This window comes from Flavobacterium sp., from assembly GCF_044349645.1.
Classification (GTDB): domain Bacteria; phylum Bacteroidota; class Bacteroidia; order Flavobacteriales; family Flavobacteriaceae; genus Flavobacterium.
Window position 1 is genome coordinate 80191 of record NZ_JBIKQP010000001.1, and the last position, 17149, is coordinate 97339.

Consider the following 17149-nt stretch of genomic DNA (forward strand, 5'->3'; position numbering starts at 1 on the left):
TACATTTATTATGCATTTATTAATTTCACTTTTTATATTTTTGCAACATTATGGCAAAACAAGAAGATTTATTTAAAAATGTAGTTTCGCACGCAAAAGAATACGGATTTATTTTTCCGTCAAGCGAAATTTACGATGGTTTGAGTGCAGTTTATGATTATGCTCAAAACGGTATTGAATTAAAGAAAAACATCAGAGAATATTGGTGGAAATCGATGGTGCAAATGAATGAAAATATTGTAGGTCTTGACGCTGCAATATTAATGCACCCCACTACTTGGAAGGCTTCTGGCCACGTAGACGCCTTTAACGACCCATTAATTGACAATAAAGATTCGAAAAGAAGATATAGAGCCGACGTATTGATTGAAGATTATGCTGAAAAGCTTAATCAAAAAGCGGAGAAGGAAATCGAGAAAGCGAGTGTTCGTTTTGGAGATGCTTTTAACCGTGAAGAATTTGTTTCCACAAATGCCAGAGTGATAGAATATTTGTCAAAGAAAAATGAAGTTTTGGCTCGAATGGCAAGATCATTAGAAAATGAAGATCTTGACGATGTGAAAGCTTTAATTGAAGAATTAGAAATTGCATGCCCTGAATCAGGTTCTAGAAATTGGACCGAAGTACGTCAGTTTAACTTAATGTTCGGAACAAAATTAGGCGCTTCTGCAGATACCGCAATGGATTTATATTTACGTCCTGAAACGGCTCAAGGAATTTTTGTGAATTTCTTAAATGTTCAAAAATCAGGGCGAATGAAAATTCCTTTTGGAATAGCACAAACTGGAAAAGCATTTAGAAATGAGATTGTTGCAAGACAATTTATTTTCCGTATGCGGGAATTTGAACAAATGGAGATGCAGTTTTTTGTGAAACCTGGTGATGAAATGAAATGGTACGAACATTGGAAAAACACCCGATTAAGTTGGCACCTTTCATTAGGATTAGGAAAAGAAAACTACCGTTTTCACGATCATGAAAAATTAGCGCATTATGCCAATGCTGCCGCAGATATTGAATTTAATTTTCCTTTTGGTTTCAAAGAATTAGAAGGAATTCACTCTCGTACCGATTTCGATTTGAAAGCACACGAGAAATTTTCAGGTAAGAAATTACAATATTTTGATCCCGAAACTAATGCCAATTATACACCTTATGTGGTGGAAACCTCGGTAGGATTGGACAGAATGTTTTTAGCTATTTTTTCAAACTCTTTGAAAGAGGAAACATTAGAAGATGGTTCAGTGAGAACAGTTTTACAATTACCAGCAGTTTTAGCTCCAACAAAAGCAGCTATTTTTCCATTGGTTAAAAAAGATGGATTACCGGAAATTGCTCATCAAATTATTGACGATTTGAAATGGGATTTCAATGTTTCTTATGATGAGAAAGACGCTGTAGGAAGACGCTATAGAAGACAAGATGCGCTTGGAACTCCATTTTGCATTACAGTTGATCACCAAACAGTAGAAGACCAAACGGTAACCATTCGTCATAGAGATACAATGAAACAGGACCGAGTTAAAATTTCAGATTTAAAAGGAATAATTGAAAATGAAGTTTCTATGAAAAACTGGTTGATGAAAATGTAGAGATAAGAGTATAAAGTTATAAAAAAGGCACTTCGATCGAAGTGCCTTTTTTATAAGATTAAAATCGGTAGCCTATAAGAAAATCGCCTCTAAAAATCGCGTCTGGCTTATCACTTCCTCCAATTGTTCTTCCAACTCCAGCAAGGATTTCAAATACAAACCCGCTAGAATTAAACCATTTTTTACCTATTCCAAGTCCTAAAGCACCTGCTGAGTAGGATTTTGAAAATTCTGAGTTTAACATTGAGGGAGAATATTTACCCGATACATATTTACCAAATCCTTCAACAAAAAAACCTTGCGCACCATATTCTTTAGTTTCTTGAAAATAAAAACGTGCAAATGGAGTAACAGAAAATTCTTCGTCATAACTACTTTTACTATCAAGACTTATCAATACTGAGGTACCGTAAGTAAAATCTTTTGAGTAAATGTATTCGTAGGTCCCTTCTAATATTGGACCACCAAGAAGGTGAATAGCGCCAATTTTTAGTTCATGTTTTCTACTAAAAACAGAAACTTTGTCTTTGTCTTTTTCTTGTGCGAATCCAAAAGCTGAAACAAATAACACGATAATAATTAGAATATTTTTCATAAATAATTGTTTAAATTCGAACAAATCTAATTCTTTTAATAAAACAAGAATGTTAAATTGCTTCTAAATTTTCAATAAAAGATTTTGAGTATTCTTTTATTTGATTACGTACTTTTCGGAATTCAGCAATTAATTCTTTTGCGCTTCCTGATGCTTTTGACGGATCTTCAAAGCTATGGTGAATAGTCTTGGTTTGTGAAGGGAAAAACGGACAAGATTCCTTGGCATTGTCACAAACAGTAATTACATAATCAAAATTAATATTGGAATATTCATCAACATGGTTGGAAGTGTTTTTTGAAATGTCAATTCCATCTTCTGCCATGATGCCAACAGCAAACGGATTGAGGCCATGAATTTCTACACCAGCGCTAAAAACTTCTACTTTTTCTTTACTAAAATATTTCAAATAACCATGCGCCATCTGACTTCTACAAGAATTTCCAGTGCAAAGAACTAAGATTTTTTTCATACCAATAACCATAATAAATTAATAATTGTAAACCTGGCATCAAACCCAAAATACAGATTTAACGCCGTGAGACCAATTGTGATAATTATAGGTTTTTTATATTTTATAATTACATCTTTCATATTTTATTTAATTTTAACAACATCCCGACTCTGGTGAGCAAGAACTGTTTTGAATGTTATTTATTTTTACTTTTGGTTTTGGAGTTCCACACGATTCACCTCTTCCTATAGCTTTACATTGAGTTTTATCGGAAATTAGTTTTACAATTATTTCGTCGTTTATTATTTCAAAATCTTGTGGAAGCATTTGACGTGTTTCAAAAAGATCGTTTCCAAATTCGATTTTTACAATACTATTTGGATTTAAGGGAAGCGTTTTTTCAACTAAATCAATAATTGATATTGCTTTTGAAACCTGCATAGATCGTTCAATTTCATTAGTATTTGGCTCCCAAAGTTGGAGAATTACTTCTGTCCAAGCATTCATTTTTCCGCCACAATCTACGGCTGTAATGTTTGCTTGTTTGATTTCAGTTATATGAAAAGAAGGATTTACTTTTTGATTTTTTGAAAATTCAAATTGCAAATGAAGTCCGGGATTTTCAGCCAATTGTGTTTTAAATTCGTTCCAATTCATGACGTATAATTTTAACAACATTCATTAGAACTGCTGTTGGTTTGTAAAATAGTGATAAAACTTTGAAGCATTTTAAGTGTACTTTCATTCAAGCAATAACAAATTGAGTTACCTGAAATAGTGCCTTTGATTACTCCTGCTTTTTTTAATTCCGATAAATGTTTAGAAACTGTAGACTGAGACAAGGGTAAGAATTCTACAATGTCACCACAAATGCATGTAGGTGAATTGATTAAAAAATTTACGATTTCCAAACGTGCTGGATGCCCAAATGCTTTCAGGATTTGGGACATTTCAATTGTTTCCTCTGAGAAACCTACTTTTTTTGTTATTCCCATATCGCAATATTACGATATAGATTTTAATATTAAAAACTTCAAATGAGATTTAACATTAATTTAATTTCAAAAAAAATCCCGACCGGTTATGGTCAGGATTAATATCTTATTTATTCTTCAGAAATAGCATCCCAACCTCGAGCTTTTAATGGGATTTTAGTATTCGCACGGGTAACTAAATGAACTCCTTCACTTTCAGAAGTCATGTGACCAATGATGGTGAAATTTGGATTTCCTTTAATTTTTTCGAAATCTTCGATAGCAATGGTAAAAAGCAATTCGTAGTCTTCACCACCATTTATCGCAACCGTTGTTGCATCAATATTAAATTCTTCACACACATTAATCAATTGAGGATCGAGCGGTAATTTGTCTTCATATAAATTACAGCCCACTTTTGATTGTTTGCATATGTGCATAATTTCTGATGACAATCCATCTGAAATATCAATCATAGCTGTTGGTTTTATTTCCAAGGCATGCAATAAAGTACGAATGTCTTTTCGAGCTTCAGGACGCAATTGACGTTCAATTAAGTAAGTATAAGCTTCTAAATCTGGTTGAGAATTTGGGTTTACCTGGAACACTTGTTTTTCACGTTCTAAAACTTGTAATCCCATATAGGCAGCTCCAATATCACCTGAAACTACCAATAAATTAGTTTCTTTGGCACCATTTCTATATACCAATTCATTTGCATCAGCTTCGCCAATTGCGGTGATACTTATTATCAATCCTTTTTGTGATGAAGTAGTATCTCCGCCAATAACATCAACATTGTATTCTTGTGAAGCAACTGTAATTCCGTCAAATAATTCCTCCAATGCTTCTAGTGGGAATCTATTCGAAACAGCAACTGAAACAGTAATTTGAGTTGCTTTAGCATTCATCGCACAAATGTCGGAAACATTGGCAACCACCGCTTTATAACCCAAATGTTTCAGTGGCATGTAAGCCAAATCAAAATGAACGCCTTCAATTAATAAATCCGTAGAAACTACTATTTTTTTATCAGCAAAGTCTAAAACAGCAGCATCATCACCAATTCCTTTTAAGGTAGAAGAATGATTTATTTTAAAGTTTTTGGTCAAATGTTCAATAAGTCCAAATTCACCTAATTGCGAAATACTAGTTCTTTGTGGGTTTTTATCTTCGATCATTTATTCCAATTCTTTTTTAGTAATTACTTTATTCCAAAGTTCCTTACCTTGAACATCAAACAAAGTCAATTTTAGTTGTCGGTTCGCTTTATTCCCAGAAAAAGAAAGGATTCCAAAATTATTTTGAGCAAATAAACTTCCTTCTACCCTGTTCTTATTCATATCATCTTTATAGGAATTTCCAACTCCAGAAGTTAATGGTGAAACCGTCCAATCGTACAATGGATAATTATTTTCGCGATTTAGTTTTGATAATTCAGAAAAATGACGGTCACCGGTAAGAAATAAAACGCCTTTAATTTTATTAGCCTCAATTTCAGAGAGTAACTTTTGTTTTTCTTTCGGATAGTTTTCATAATTTTCGAATCTTGCGGTTGGATTTATAACTTGTCCACCTATAACAATAACCTTAAAAGCAGCTTTTGAACTTGACAATGCATCAATTAACCATTCGAATTGTGTGGATCCAATGATGGTTTTTTCACCTGTTAAGCGATCGTTTGGTGATTTAAAAAAACGGTCGTCAAGCAAGAAAAATTGCGCATCCCCCCAATTGAAAGTAGAATAAATTCCTTCCTTTTGATTAGCATCAGTTCCATAGGTTTTATTTGCCCAAAAGTTTTTAAATGCATTTTGAGTTTCATATTTGAAATAAAAGCTTCGATCTCCATCGTTTGGTCCAAAATCATGATCGTCCCAAATGGCAAAATTTTGGCTACTTGCTAATAAAGGTTGTAATTCTTTGATTGATCTTGAGTGCGTATAGCGGTGGTATATTCCTGTTTTACTGTCCCAATCTGCCTCACGCAAATAGACATTATCGCCACCCCAAAGCATGATATTTGGTTTTTTAGAATGGATACTTTCAAAAATTTGATACCCACTTCCGTATCCTTTTCCAGGGCGATCAACAGATTCTTCATTAATGTAATTACAACTTCCGAAGGCTACCGTAAAATCCGGAGCATCTTCTCGCCAAAGCCATAATTTTTTTGATGAAAATGTAGTTTCATATGGCAGTATTATTTTTTTACCGTCTAGAAAAACATCATAGTGATATTGTTTACCAGGCTGTAATTTATTTAAAACAATATGATTGGTAAATCCAGTACTAATTTCAGATTTATAAGTATCAGAAGAGAATTTATCATTTGGGGCATTAATTGCAAAATATTCAATTTCAACTAAAGCTTCTTTAGTGGTTTGCAACCAAATCATGGCTTCTTTCATTTCGCAATATCCTACCATTGGACCCGATTGAAGTAAATTATTTTGTGAAAACGAAACAGTGAATAGAAACAAAAATAGGGTATTTAGTATTTTTTTCATTTTATTTTTAAATTTCAACAAAGTTACAATCTTATTATTAAATTAATGGAAATTTTAAATGAACAAATTAACTGAGGTTTTTAAAAATAAACCCTAATAAAAGGCATCATTGCACTGGAATAAACAGAATCCGTTTCTTTGAAAAGCAAATTATATCGAATTCCAACAAACATATTGTTAGATCCATAGCCACCACCTAAAAATAAACCCGTGTTCCAAAAATTATCTGTTTTATCAGGGCCACCAATCATGACTAAAGTTCTATTTACCCTTAATTGTTCCAATTCAATAGATATTTGAAACTCTTCTATTGGATTGAATAACGAAATTAAACTCAATCCATAAATTGATGAAGAAAAGTCACCTTTAGAAGAAACAAAACTACCTTGAAGTCCAATTCCAGCAGCTGCTTTTGGGTTAAACCGATAAATGGCTCCTGGCGCTAAATTTACTTCTGTAAATTGAGAACTTATATTTAAACCAAAACCACCTCCAAATTGAACATTTTGCCAAAAATTTTGAGATGAGCGTACAACATTTCCCGAAGGTTGTGAATACAACACGCTCGAAAATATAAGAGTTAAAAAAGTAAATTTCATTTTCGACACTATGAAAAAGTAAGATTTTCTCATCTATTTTAAAAATTTGATTAATAAAACATAAAAGTATCTAAAATATTTAATATTATATTTCATTTATTGTACTTTTGCGTAACTATTTTACAAATCAGGACATTCAAAAATTATGGATAGGTTTTCCTTTTTAAATGCAGCGCACACCGAATTTTTCGCACAACTATATGATCAATATTTAGAAAACCCCGATAGCGTTGAGCCATCATGGAGAAGCTTTTTTCAAGGTTTCGACTTTGGAATGAGTTCTTCAAACGGAGAAATCGCAACCGAGGGCTCTCTTTTAACTTCATCTGAAGGGCAAGATTTCAGTGCTGTTTCTGCAAAACTTCAAAAAGAATTTCAAGTATTAAAATTAATTGAAGCCTATAGAACAAGAGGACATTTATTTACTAAAACAAATCCTGTTCGCGATAGAAGAACTTATTCTCCAACATTAGAAATAGAAAATTTTGGTTTAAACCAATCCGATTTAAACACTGTTTTTGATGCAGCTAAATTAATCAATATTGCTCCTTGTAGTTTAACTGATATTATTGCTCACTTAGATAAAATTTACTGCCAGCACATTGGTGTTGAATACATGTACATCAGAAAACCTGAGGTAATTCAATGGATTCAAGAAAAATTAGGAGTTAATGATAACACCCCTACTTTCTCTGCCGATGAGAAAAAAGTGATATTAGATAAATTAAACGAAGCGGTTTCTTTTGAAAATTTCTTACATACAAAATATGTTGGACAAAAACGTTTTTCACTCGAAGGTGGAGAATCTATAATTCCAGGTTTAGACGCATTAATTGAGGCTGCTGCAGAAAAAGGAGTAGAGCAATTTGTAATGGGAATGGCACACCGTGGCCGTTTGAACATCTTAGCCAACATCTTCGGAAAATCAACACAAGATATTTTCTCAGAATTTGACGGAAAAGATTACGATCAAGAATATTTCGATGGCGATGTTAAATACCATTTGGGTTTAACCTCTGATAGAAAAACGAGAACTGGAAAAAAAATAAACATCAATTTAGCACCAAATCCTTCGCATTTAGAAACGGTAGGTGCTGTAATTGAAGGAATTACTAGAGCAAAACAAGATAAATATTTCCCAGATGATTTCTCAAAAGTATTGCCAATTGCCGTTCACGGTGATGCTGCAGTTGCTGGACAAGGAATTGTTTATGAAATTATTCAAATGGCGCAATTGGATGGTTACAAAACAGGTGGAACCATTCATATTGTCATTAATAATCAAGTTGGTTTTACCACAAACTACTTAGACGCACGCTCTTCAACCTATTGTACAGACGTTGCGAAAGTGACTTTATCTCCCGTTTTACACGTAAATGCTGACGATGCTGAAGCGGTGGTTCACGCCATGTTATTTGCTTTAGATTATAGAATGCAATTTGGTAGCGACGTATTTATCGATTTATTAGGATACAGAAAATATGGTCATAATGAAGGTGATGAACCAAGATTTACACAGCCATTATTATATAAAATAATTGCTAGCCATAAAAATCCAAGAGATATTTATACTGCAAAATTGATTGAAGAAGGCGTTATTGATGCCAATTATATCAAAGGGTTAGAAGCAGATTACAAAGATAAATTAGAAGTAAATTTAGAGAAATCTCGTAAAAAAGATCTTACTATAATTACTCCTTTCATGCAAAACGAATGGTTGGGCTTCGAGCAAGTGACTAACGTTCAAATGCTTGAAAAAGTTGATACTTCTTACAATAAAAAAGGACTTACCAATGTTGCCAATGCAGTTTGTAATTTGCCTGCAGACAAAAAGTTTATTAGTAAAATTCAAAAATTAATAAACGATAGAAAAACCATGTATTTCGAAACTAATAAGTTAGATTGGGCTATGGCCGAACATTTAGCCTACGGTTCGCTTTTACAGGAAGGGTATAATGTAAGAATTTCAGGGCAAGATGTGGAACGAGGAACGTTCTCCCACCGTCATGCAGTGGTTAAAGTTGAAAATTCAGAAGAAGAAGTTATTTTATTGAATAATATAGAAGGTAAAAAAGGAAAATTCAATGTTTTTAATTCCCTTTTATCAGAATACGGAGTTTTAGGTTTTGATTATGGTTATGCATTAGCAAGCCCTAAAACACTTACTATTTGGGAAGCACAATTTGGAGATTTCAGCAATGGAGCACAAATTATGTTAGACCAATACATCTCTTGTGGTGAAGATAAATGGAACAACCAAAACGGAATTGTGCTTTTATTGCCTCACGGATATGAAAATCAAGGAGCGGAACATTCTTCTGCGAGAATGGAGCGTTATTTACAGCTTTGTGCTAGAAATAACATGTATGTTGCCGATTGTACCACGCCAGCTAACTTCTTTCACTTGTTGAGAAGACAAATGAAAACTACTTTCCGCAAGCCACTGATTGTGTTTTCACCAAAAAGTTTATTGCGTGATCCAAGAGTAGTTTCGCCAATTGAAGATTTCGAAAAAGGTTGTTTCCAAGAAACTATTGATGATACCACAGTAAATAAAAAAGACGTTAAAACATTGGTTTTCTGTACCGGTAAATTCTATTACGATATTACTGCTGAGAGAGAAAATAATGGAAGAAAAGATGTTGCAGTTGTTAGAATTGAGCAATTATTTCCATTTCCAGAATCCCAATTAAAAGAAATAATAGCAAATTATCCAAATGCTGACGATTATGTTTGGGCACAAGAAGAACCAAAAAACATGGGAGCTTACAGCTTTATGTTAATGAATTTCAACTTGGTAAAATGGAGATTGGCATCCTTAAGAGAGTATGCAGCGCCAGCATCAGGAAGTTATACAAGAGCAAAACGCCGACATGCCGATGCAATAAAAATGGTATTTGATAAAGATTTATTTAGAAAATAATTTGGAGCTATTTCCCGCTTTCGCCTTTATCTCTCCACTTTGTTACGAGGATATCGGCTCAATCGGGGCTAAAAATGGCATTAGTACATAAATATAATTTAAAATTCATAATTTAAAATAATATAAGATGATTTTAGAAATGAAAGTTCCCTCACCGGGAGAATCGATTAAAGAAGTTGAAATCGCAACTTGGTTAGTAAAAGATGGCGATTATGTAGAAAAAGACCAAGCTATTGCTGAAGTAGATTCTGATAAAGCAACTCTTGAATTACCAGCTGAGGTAAGTGGAACCATCACTTTAAAAGCAGAAGAAGGAGATACTGTAGCAGTTGGAGCAGTAGTTTGCTTAATTGATACCGAAGGAAAACCATCGGGAGCAGCACCAGCAGCAGAAAGCCCAAAAGTAGTTGAAGCCCCAAAACCAGCAGCTGAAGTTAAAGCCGCTCCGGCCGCTGCAACTTATGCCTCTGGAACACCTTCTCCAGCAGCTAGAAAAATATTAGACGAAAAAAATATCCAACCTTCAGATATTATTGGAACAGGAAAAGACGGAAGAATCACGAAAGAGGATGCTGTAAACGCTGTTCCTTCAATGGGAACTCCAACAGGAGGTTCTAGAGGAGTGGAAAGAACAAAATTATCAATGTTGCGTCGTAAAGTAGCGGAAAGATTAGTAGCTGCGAAAAACGATACCGCAATGTTAACGACTTTTAACGAGGTGAATATGACGCCAATTAACACGTTACGTAATGAATACAAAGATGCATTCAAAGCAAAACACGGTGGAGTTGGTTTAGGTTACATGTCATTTTTCACTAAAGCCGTAACCAGAGCTTTAGCATTATTTCCTGAAGTTAACTCAATGATGGACGGAGATTACAAAATTGGATACGATTTTTGTGATATTTCAATTGCCGTTTCTGGACCAAAAGGTTTGATGGTTCCGGTAGTTAGAAATGCTGAAAATTTAACTTTCAGAGGAATTGAAGCTGAAATTAAAAGATTAGCTATAAGAGCGCGTGACGGACAAATTACCGTTGACGACATGACAGGTGGAACTTTCACAATTACTAACGGAGGCGTTTTTGGAAGTATGTTAAGTACACCAATTATCAACCCACCACAATCAGGAATTTTAGGAATGCACAATATTATTGAGCGTCCAATTGCGGTAAATGGTAAAGTTGAAATTCATCCAATGATGTATGTTGCCTTATCGTATGACCACAGAATCATAGATGGACGCGAGTCAGTTGGATTCTTAGTTGCCGTTAAAGAAGCCCTAGAAAACCCAGTAGAATTGTTATGTGATAACAATCCTAAAAAAGCGTTTGAATTGTAATATTTGAATAGCAATTTATATAAATCCCGTTTAGTATCAACTAAACGGGATTTTATTTGTAAATTGAATTCAGAATCAATCAAAATAGTACCTTTGTTTTTTCAAAAATTAAAATGACAATCACCGATACACATACCCATTTATATTCCGAAGAATTCGACTTGGATCGTGACGAAATGATGCAACGTGCCATAAATAATGGCGTTACGCGTTTTTTTATTCCCGCAATAGATTCTAATTATATACCGAAAATGTATGCTTTAGAATCGGATTATCCCGAGAATGTATTTTTGATGATGGGCTTGCACCCAACGTATGTAAAAGACAATTATTTGGACGAATTGCAAATTGTGGAAAAGGAATTGGCAAACAGAAAATTCTATGCAATTGGTGAAATCGGGATTGATTTGTATTGGGATAAAACCCATTTAAAAGAACAGCAAATTGCCTTTAGAAGACAAATCCAATTTGCAAAAAAACATAAATTACCTATTGTAATTCATTGTCGTGAGGCTTTCGATGAGATATTTGAAATATTAGAAGAAGAAAAATCGGATGATTTATTTGGAATTTTTCATTGTTTTTCAGGAACCTACGAACAAGCATTACAAGCCATTTCTTATAATATGAAATTGGGAATAGGAGGCGTGGTAACTTTCAAAAATGGCAAAATCGATCAGTTTATCAATCAGATCGACTTGAAGCATATTGTTTTAGAAACAGATTCTCCTTATTTAGCGCCAATTCCTTTTCGAGGGAAAAGAAATGAAAGCAGTTATATTGTGAATGTAGTCGATAAATTAGCTTCCCTTTATGACTTATCACCCGAAGAAATCGCATTAAAAACGACCGAAAATTCGAAAGCTATTTTTGGGATTTAATCACTTTTAAAAGCATAAATTCGATAAATTTTCGTTCATTTGTCAATTAAATAAAAATGTAAATGTCAAAATTTGATTCTATAAGACCTTATTATGACGCCGAAATAAACGGTGCTTTAAAAGAAACAGTGGACCATCCAATGATGAAGGCATTAATGGAATTTACATTTCCTGGAGTGGATGAAGAAGTTTGGAAAACACAACTCAAAAAGACGTATTCAATTCGAGATTTTCAAAGTAATTTTATTTATCATTCTATTCAAAAAGTAATAGAACTCACATCTGAAGGAGTAACTACATCGGGATTTGAAACTTTAGAACAAAATACTTCTTACTTATTTATTTCGAATCACAGAGATATTATTTTAGATACTTCCATTTTAAATGGTTGCTTGTTTGACCATGGATTATTGATGACGGCCTCAGCAATTGGGGACAACTTGGTTAAAAAATCATTCATGAATATTCTAGCGAAAATCAATAGAAACTTCCTTGTTTTAAGAGGTTTACCGCCAAGAGAATTATTACAAAGTTCCAAGCTATTATCGGAATATATTGCTCAATTGTTGTTGAGAGAAAACAGATCGGTTTGGATTGCTCAACGAGAAGGGCGCACTAAAGATGGAAATGACGCGACACATCCAGGAGTATTAAAAATGCTTGCGATGGGTTCTGAAGAAGAGAATATTATAAAATATTTTAAGAAAATTAGAATTGTTCCTATTTCAATTTCCTACGAATACGACCCAACCGACGCTTTAAAAATGCCACAATTAATCGCTGAAGCAAATAATGAAATCTATATAAAAGCGAAAAATGAAGACTTTAATACGCTACTAAGTGGAATCATGGGTCCGAAGAAAAGAATCCATATTAGCGTTGGAAAAATATTAGATACCGAGTTGGATGCTATAGGTTCAGAATTTGAAAATGCCAATAAACAAATTCAAGCGTTGGCTCAAGTTTTGGATGATGCAATTATCAAAAACTATAAATTATGGCCTACTAACTATATCGCATTCGATAAGTTAAACGGGACGACTCAGTTTTCTCATTTTTATACGGCAGATGAAAAAGCACTTTTCGAACGAAGATTAGAAATGAGAATTGATCATTCTGATGAATTCCAAATGCAAAGTTTTCTTGCGATGTATGCCAATCCGGTAGTCAATAAAATGAAATTAGAAAATGCAATCTAAAGCTAAAATATTATTAATTTATACTGGTGGCACCATCGGAATGATGAAAGATTTCGATTCGGGTGCCTTGAAAGCTTTTGACTTTAGTAAATTAATTTCTAAAATTCCAGAATTAAAACAACTGGACTGCGATATTGAAACCATATCCTTTGAAAAGCCATTGGATTCCTCCAATATGACTTCTTTTCATTGGATATCTATTGCAAATAGTATCAAGAATAATTACGATTCTTTTGATGGATTTGTAGTCTTACATGGATCGGACACCATGTCTTACACGGCTTCAGCATTGAGTTTTATGCTTGAAAATTTATCGAAGCCTGTGATTATTACAGGTTCACAATTGCCAATTGGAGATATTAGAACAGACGCAAAAGAAAATCTTATTACTGCAATTCAAATCGCTTCTTTACAATCAAAAAACAAGTCGGTTATTTCAGAAGTGTGCCTTTATTTTGAATACAAGTTATACCGAGGCAATAGAACAACTAAAATCAACGCAGAACACTTCAATGCATTTGCTTCGCCAAATTACCCTGAATTGGCTGAATCGGGAGTACATTTGAAAATAAATACTCCTTTTTTATTACCTAAATCAAATAAAAAATTTAAAATAAACACCGATTTAGACGATCATGTAGCAATAATAAAAATGTTTCCGGGAATAAACGAACCAGTTTTATCGGCAATATTAAATATTCCAAACTTAAAAGGAATTATTTTAGAAACCTATGGATCAGGGAATGCCCCTACAGATGAGTGGTTTATTTCGCTTCTAAAAAAAGCAATTAAAAGCGGCTTACACATTGTTAATGTTACCCAATGTTCTGGCGGAAGTGTTACGATGGGGCATTATGAAACGAGTACATTTTTGAAAAAAATCGGAGTAATTTCTGGTAAAGACATCACTACTGAAGCTGCCGTTACCAAATTAATGTTCCTTTTGGGACAAAAAGTTCCAGCAAAAGATTTCAAAAATTATTTTGAAACTTCCATCCGTGGGGAAATATCATAAATCTCTCTAATTAACTTTTATTAACGACTTTTTTTTTAGTTATTTGCAAACCAAAATAGAGAGGTGGCCGAGTGGCTGAAGGCGCACGCTTGGAAAGCGTGTATATGGTAACATATCGAGGGTTCGAATCCCTTCCTCTCTGCAAAGAAAAACCCTAATTGCTTATAAATTAAGTAGTTAGGGTTTATTTTTTATCAATAAAAAGAATTAAAAGTATTTCTATTACTTTTACGTATCTTTAAACCACAAAAATAAGAGAGATGCGTATTCTGATAAATTGCTTTATTTTCCTATCTTTTTTCTCCGGTTTTTCACAATCGGTTCCTGATTTTCAAGCGGTAGATTCTTTGTATCGTGAAGATCAATTTTATATCGGAGTCACCTATAACACCCTTCAAAACAGACCAATCGGAGTAACACAAAATAATTTTACACCCAGTTTTTCTATCGGAATTTTGAGAGACATGCCAATTAATAAAGCAAGAAACAAAGCCATTGCTGCAGGTTTAGGTTATTCATTGAATAGTTACAATCAAAATATATTGATTTCTGAAAACAATGGAAACCCACAATACAGCGCGATTCCAGATGGAACTTTTTTCGATAAAAACAAATTGACGTTACATTCTATAGATATTCCGATCGAGTACAGATGGCGAACTTCTGTTCCAGAAACACATAAATTTTGGAGAATTTATACGGGATTGAAATTAAGTTATTTGTTTAATACGCAATCCAATTATGAAGACAGCCAAACTTCTTATTTGGTTGCTAACAACCCTGATATCAACAAATTCCAATATGGAACTTACCTCAGTGTTGGTTATAACACCGTAAATTTTAATATATATTATGGTTTAAATCCAATATTTAAATCAGCGGAATTGAACGGAAGAGCGATTGGAATCAATACTTTGAATTTCGGATTCATGTTTTACATTCTATAGCCAGTAGTAGATTAGAACCAGTTGTGGTATAAATCCTATAAAAAAGCCAAATAGAATTTCTTTATAAGTATGCGCTTTTAATTCCAATCGGGAAGTGGCAATAAAGCCATTTAAAAGTACAAGAGCAGCAAAACTATATATTGTATTTACTTCAAAATGCAAACTTAACGCACCTACAAAAACAGTTAAAGTGCTAATTCCAACCATGTGAATACTTGCTTTTATTTTTAAGAACACCAATACAAATAATATAAAAGTACTTATAAATCCTCCCAATAAAAAGTAATACAATTCTGGTAAAATAGTTTCTTTAATGGTATTCGAAAGTAATAAATAGATAATCATTCCATGAAATACTAAAGGAATTTTACGTTGTGTTAAATCAGGAACCATTACGTTATCTGCCTTATCGTAGAATTGTAAAAAATAGAAAAACGCAATCGGAATTAATATTGTAACCACACCTATTTGCAATAAAACAATGTATTTCTGTTGATAGGTATAATAAAAGGTGCTTATAAAAAAATAAAATAACGTTCCGAACATCGGGATGAATATCGGATGGAAAATATAAGAAAAAAGGGCTATGATTTTTTTCAAAATAATAAATAGATTACATTTTTTTTCTCATTCTAGCCACAGGAATATCGAGTAATTCTCTGTATTTTGCAATTGTTCTTCTCGCAATTGGGTAACCTCTTTCTTTTAAAATTTCTGCTAATTGGTCGTCTGGTAAAGGCTTGTGTTTGTCCTCTTCTGCAATTACATTTTGTAGAATTTTCTTTATTTCTAAAGTGGAAACATCCTCACCCTGATCGTTTTTCATTGCTTCAGAAAAGAACTCTTTGATCAATTTCGTGCCATAGGGAGTTTCAACATATTTGCTATTAGCAACACGTGAAATCGTAGAAATATCAAGACCCACCATATCGGCAATGTCTTTCAAGATCATTGGTTTCATCTTTGTTTCTTCCCCATCAAGGAAAAATTCTTCTTGAAAATGCATGATCGCATTCATCGTTACATACAATGTTTCTTGGCGTTGCTTGATGGCATCAATAAACCATTTTGCAGAATCCAATTTTTGCTTAATAAACTGAACGGCTTCTTTTTGGGAGTTCGATTTATCTTTGGAAACTTTATAGGTTTGCATCATTTCCTGATAATCTTTCGAAACATGAAGTGAGGGAGCATTTCTACCATTTAACGTAAGTTCAAGTTCGCCGTCTACAATTCTAATGGCAAAATCAGGAACAATATTTTCAGTTACTTTATTATTTCCCGTAAACGATCCGCCTGGTTTTGGGTTTAATTTTTCAATTTCATGAATGGCTTTTTTCAATTGGTCATTCGAAACATTAAACTTATGAATTAACTTATCGTAGTGTTTTTTGGTAAATGCATCAAACTGTTCTGACAAAATAGAAGTCGCCAAAGCTACTGATTCTGTTGGGGTTTTATGCTTCAATTGAAGCAACAAGCACTCTTGCAAATCGCGGGCTCCAACTCCCGGTGGTTCCAATTCATGAATCACATGCAATAAATGTTCAACCGTTTTCTCCTCAGTATAAATCCCTTGTGTGAAAGCTAAATCATCAACAATATCCTGAATACTTCTTCGAATATAACCCATATCATCAATACTACCCACGAGAAATTCAGCAATTTCACGATCGTTATCATTCAAAATAAAGGTATTCAACTGATTGATCAAATCTTGGTGAAAACTAACTGGCGACGCCAATGGCGATTCTAAATTAGAATCTTCATCGCCATAATTGTTGGATTGGGTCTTGTAATCGGGAATTTCGTCGTTAGTTAGGTAATCGTCAATATTGATGTCATCGGCTTCAATTCGATCATTTTCAGGATCATCATACTCATCGTAGTTATCATTTTCAAACTCATCCGCTTCATAATTGTCTTCCGTACCTGCTTCTAATGCTGGATTTTCATTCATTTCCTCCAATAAACGTTGCTCAAAAGCTTGCGTAGGCAATTGAATTAACTTCATCAACTGAATTTGTTGTGGAGATAATTTTTGAGATAACTTTAAACTTAGAAATTGCTTTTGCATTTAATTTAATTTGGTTATTCGGTTATTTGGTTATTCGTTGA

The 17149-nt window shown here is 33.5% G+C and carries 16 protein-coding genes and 1 tRNA gene; 8 read left to right on the top strand and 9 right to left on the bottom strand.

Translation table 11 applies throughout. The annotated features are described in order from the left end of the window. Positions 1–50 precede the first annotated feature (50 nt). Positions 51–1592 (top strand): glycine--tRNA ligase, encoded by a 1542-nt coding sequence (locus AC9UFV_RS00345; protein WP_509571584.1) that lies wholly within the window; start codon positions 51–53, stop codon positions 1590–1592. 58 nt (positions 1593–1650) lie between these two features. Here the strand turns inward: AC9UFV_RS00345 and AC9UFV_RS00350 are convergent, their stop codons facing one another. From AC9UFV_RS00350 to AC9UFV_RS00380, 7 genes are all read right to left on the bottom strand, one after another. After that, positions 1651–2187 (bottom strand): hypothetical protein, encoded by a 537-nt coding sequence (locus AC9UFV_RS00350; RefSeq protein WP_509571586.1) that lies wholly within the window; start codon positions 2185–2187, stop codon positions 1651–1653. A 52-nt stretch (positions 2188–2239) separates the two neighbouring features. After that, positions 2240–2659 carry an arsenate reductase ArsC gene (locus tag AC9UFV_RS00355; RefSeq protein WP_509571588.1) on the bottom strand — a complete coding sequence of 140 codons (420 nt, stop codon included), beginning with the start codon at positions 2657–2659 and terminating at the stop codon, positions 2240–2242. Positions 2660–2794: 135 nt separating this feature from the next. Further along, positions 2795–3298 carry a DUF6428 family protein gene (locus AC9UFV_RS00360; RefSeq protein WP_509571591.1) on the bottom strand — a complete coding sequence of 168 codons (504 nt, stop codon included), beginning with the start codon at positions 3296–3298 and terminating at the stop codon, positions 2795–2797. 11 nt (positions 3299–3309) lie between these two features. Continuing rightward, complete coding sequence (locus tag AC9UFV_RS00365) at positions 3310–3636, bottom strand: ArsR/SmtB family transcription factor (protein ID WP_509571593.1); 327 nt, start codon at positions 3634–3636, stop codon at positions 3310–3312. A 110-nt stretch (positions 3637–3746) separates the two neighbouring features. Further along, a complete protein-coding gene (gene thiL / locus AC9UFV_RS00370; protein ID WP_509571596.1) occupies positions 3747–4796 on the bottom strand; it encodes a thiamine-phosphate kinase in 1050 nt (349 codons plus the stop codon). After that, complete coding sequence (locus tag AC9UFV_RS00375; protein WP_509571599.1) at positions 4797–6125, bottom strand: alkaline phosphatase D family protein; 1329 nt, start codon at positions 6123–6125, stop codon at positions 4797–4799. 80 nt (positions 6126–6205) lie between these two features. Next, a complete protein-coding gene (locus AC9UFV_RS00380) occupies positions 6206–6724 on the bottom strand; it encodes a hypothetical protein (protein WP_509571602.1) in 519 nt (172 codons plus the stop codon). 145 nt (positions 6725–6869) lie between these two features. Here AC9UFV_RS00380 and AC9UFV_RS00385 point away from each other — a divergent pair, with 145 nt between their 5' ends. From AC9UFV_RS00385 to AC9UFV_RS00415, 7 genes are all read left to right on the top strand, one after another. Beyond that, positions 6870–9647 carry a 2-oxoglutarate dehydrogenase E1 component gene (locus AC9UFV_RS00385; RefSeq protein WP_509571605.1) on the top strand — a complete coding sequence of 926 codons (2778 nt, stop codon included), beginning with the start codon at positions 6870–6872 and terminating at the stop codon, positions 9645–9647. 127 nt (positions 9648–9774) lie between these two features. Beyond that, complete coding sequence (gene odhB, locus AC9UFV_RS00390; RefSeq protein WP_509571607.1) at positions 9775–10989, top strand: 2-oxoglutarate dehydrogenase complex dihydrolipoyllysine-residue succinyltransferase; 1215 nt, start codon at positions 9775–9777, stop codon at positions 10987–10989. Positions 10990–11102: 113 nt separating this feature from the next. Then, complete coding sequence (locus AC9UFV_RS00395) at positions 11103–11870, top strand: TatD family hydrolase (RefSeq protein ID WP_509571610.1); 768 nt, start codon at positions 11103–11105, stop codon at positions 11868–11870. A gap of 62 nt (positions 11871–11932) precedes the next feature. Next, positions 11933–13069, top strand: coding sequence for a 1-acyl-sn-glycerol-3-phosphate acyltransferase (locus AC9UFV_RS00400; RefSeq protein ID WP_509571612.1), 1137 nt, complete (start codon positions 11933–11935; stop codon positions 13067–13069). Next, a complete protein-coding gene (locus AC9UFV_RS00405; protein ID WP_509571614.1) occupies positions 13059–14084 on the top strand; it encodes an asparaginase in 1026 nt (341 codons plus the stop codon). The genes AC9UFV_RS00400 and AC9UFV_RS00405 overlap by 11 nt, the downstream gene beginning before the upstream one ends. A gap of 57 nt (positions 14085–14141) precedes the next feature. Further along, positions 14142–14226: transfer RNA gene (locus tag AC9UFV_RS00410), tRNA-Ser, on the top strand. 118 nt (positions 14227–14344) lie between these two features. Continuing rightward, positions 14345–15031, top strand: coding sequence for a porin family protein (locus tag AC9UFV_RS00415; RefSeq protein WP_509571617.1), 687 nt, complete (start codon positions 14345–14347; stop codon positions 15029–15031). On the opposite strand, the gene AC9UFV_RS00420 is transcribed toward AC9UFV_RS00415, so the two are convergent. Together AC9UFV_RS00420 and rpoN are read right to left on the bottom strand one after the other, a co-directional pair. Next, positions 15026–15631 carry a hypothetical protein gene (locus AC9UFV_RS00420; protein ID WP_509571620.1) on the bottom strand — a complete coding sequence of 202 codons (606 nt, stop codon included), beginning with the start codon at positions 15629–15631 and terminating at the stop codon, positions 15026–15028. The genes AC9UFV_RS00415 and AC9UFV_RS00420 overlap by 6 nt on opposite strands. Before the next feature lie 13 nt (positions 15632–15644). Continuing rightward, the gene (gene rpoN / locus AC9UFV_RS00425; protein WP_509571623.1) at positions 15645–17108 is read right to left on the bottom strand and encodes an RNA polymerase factor sigma-54; all 1464 of its coding nucleotides are present in this window, start codon (positions 17106–17108) and stop codon (positions 15645–15647) included. Positions 17109–17149 lie beyond the last annotated feature (41 nt).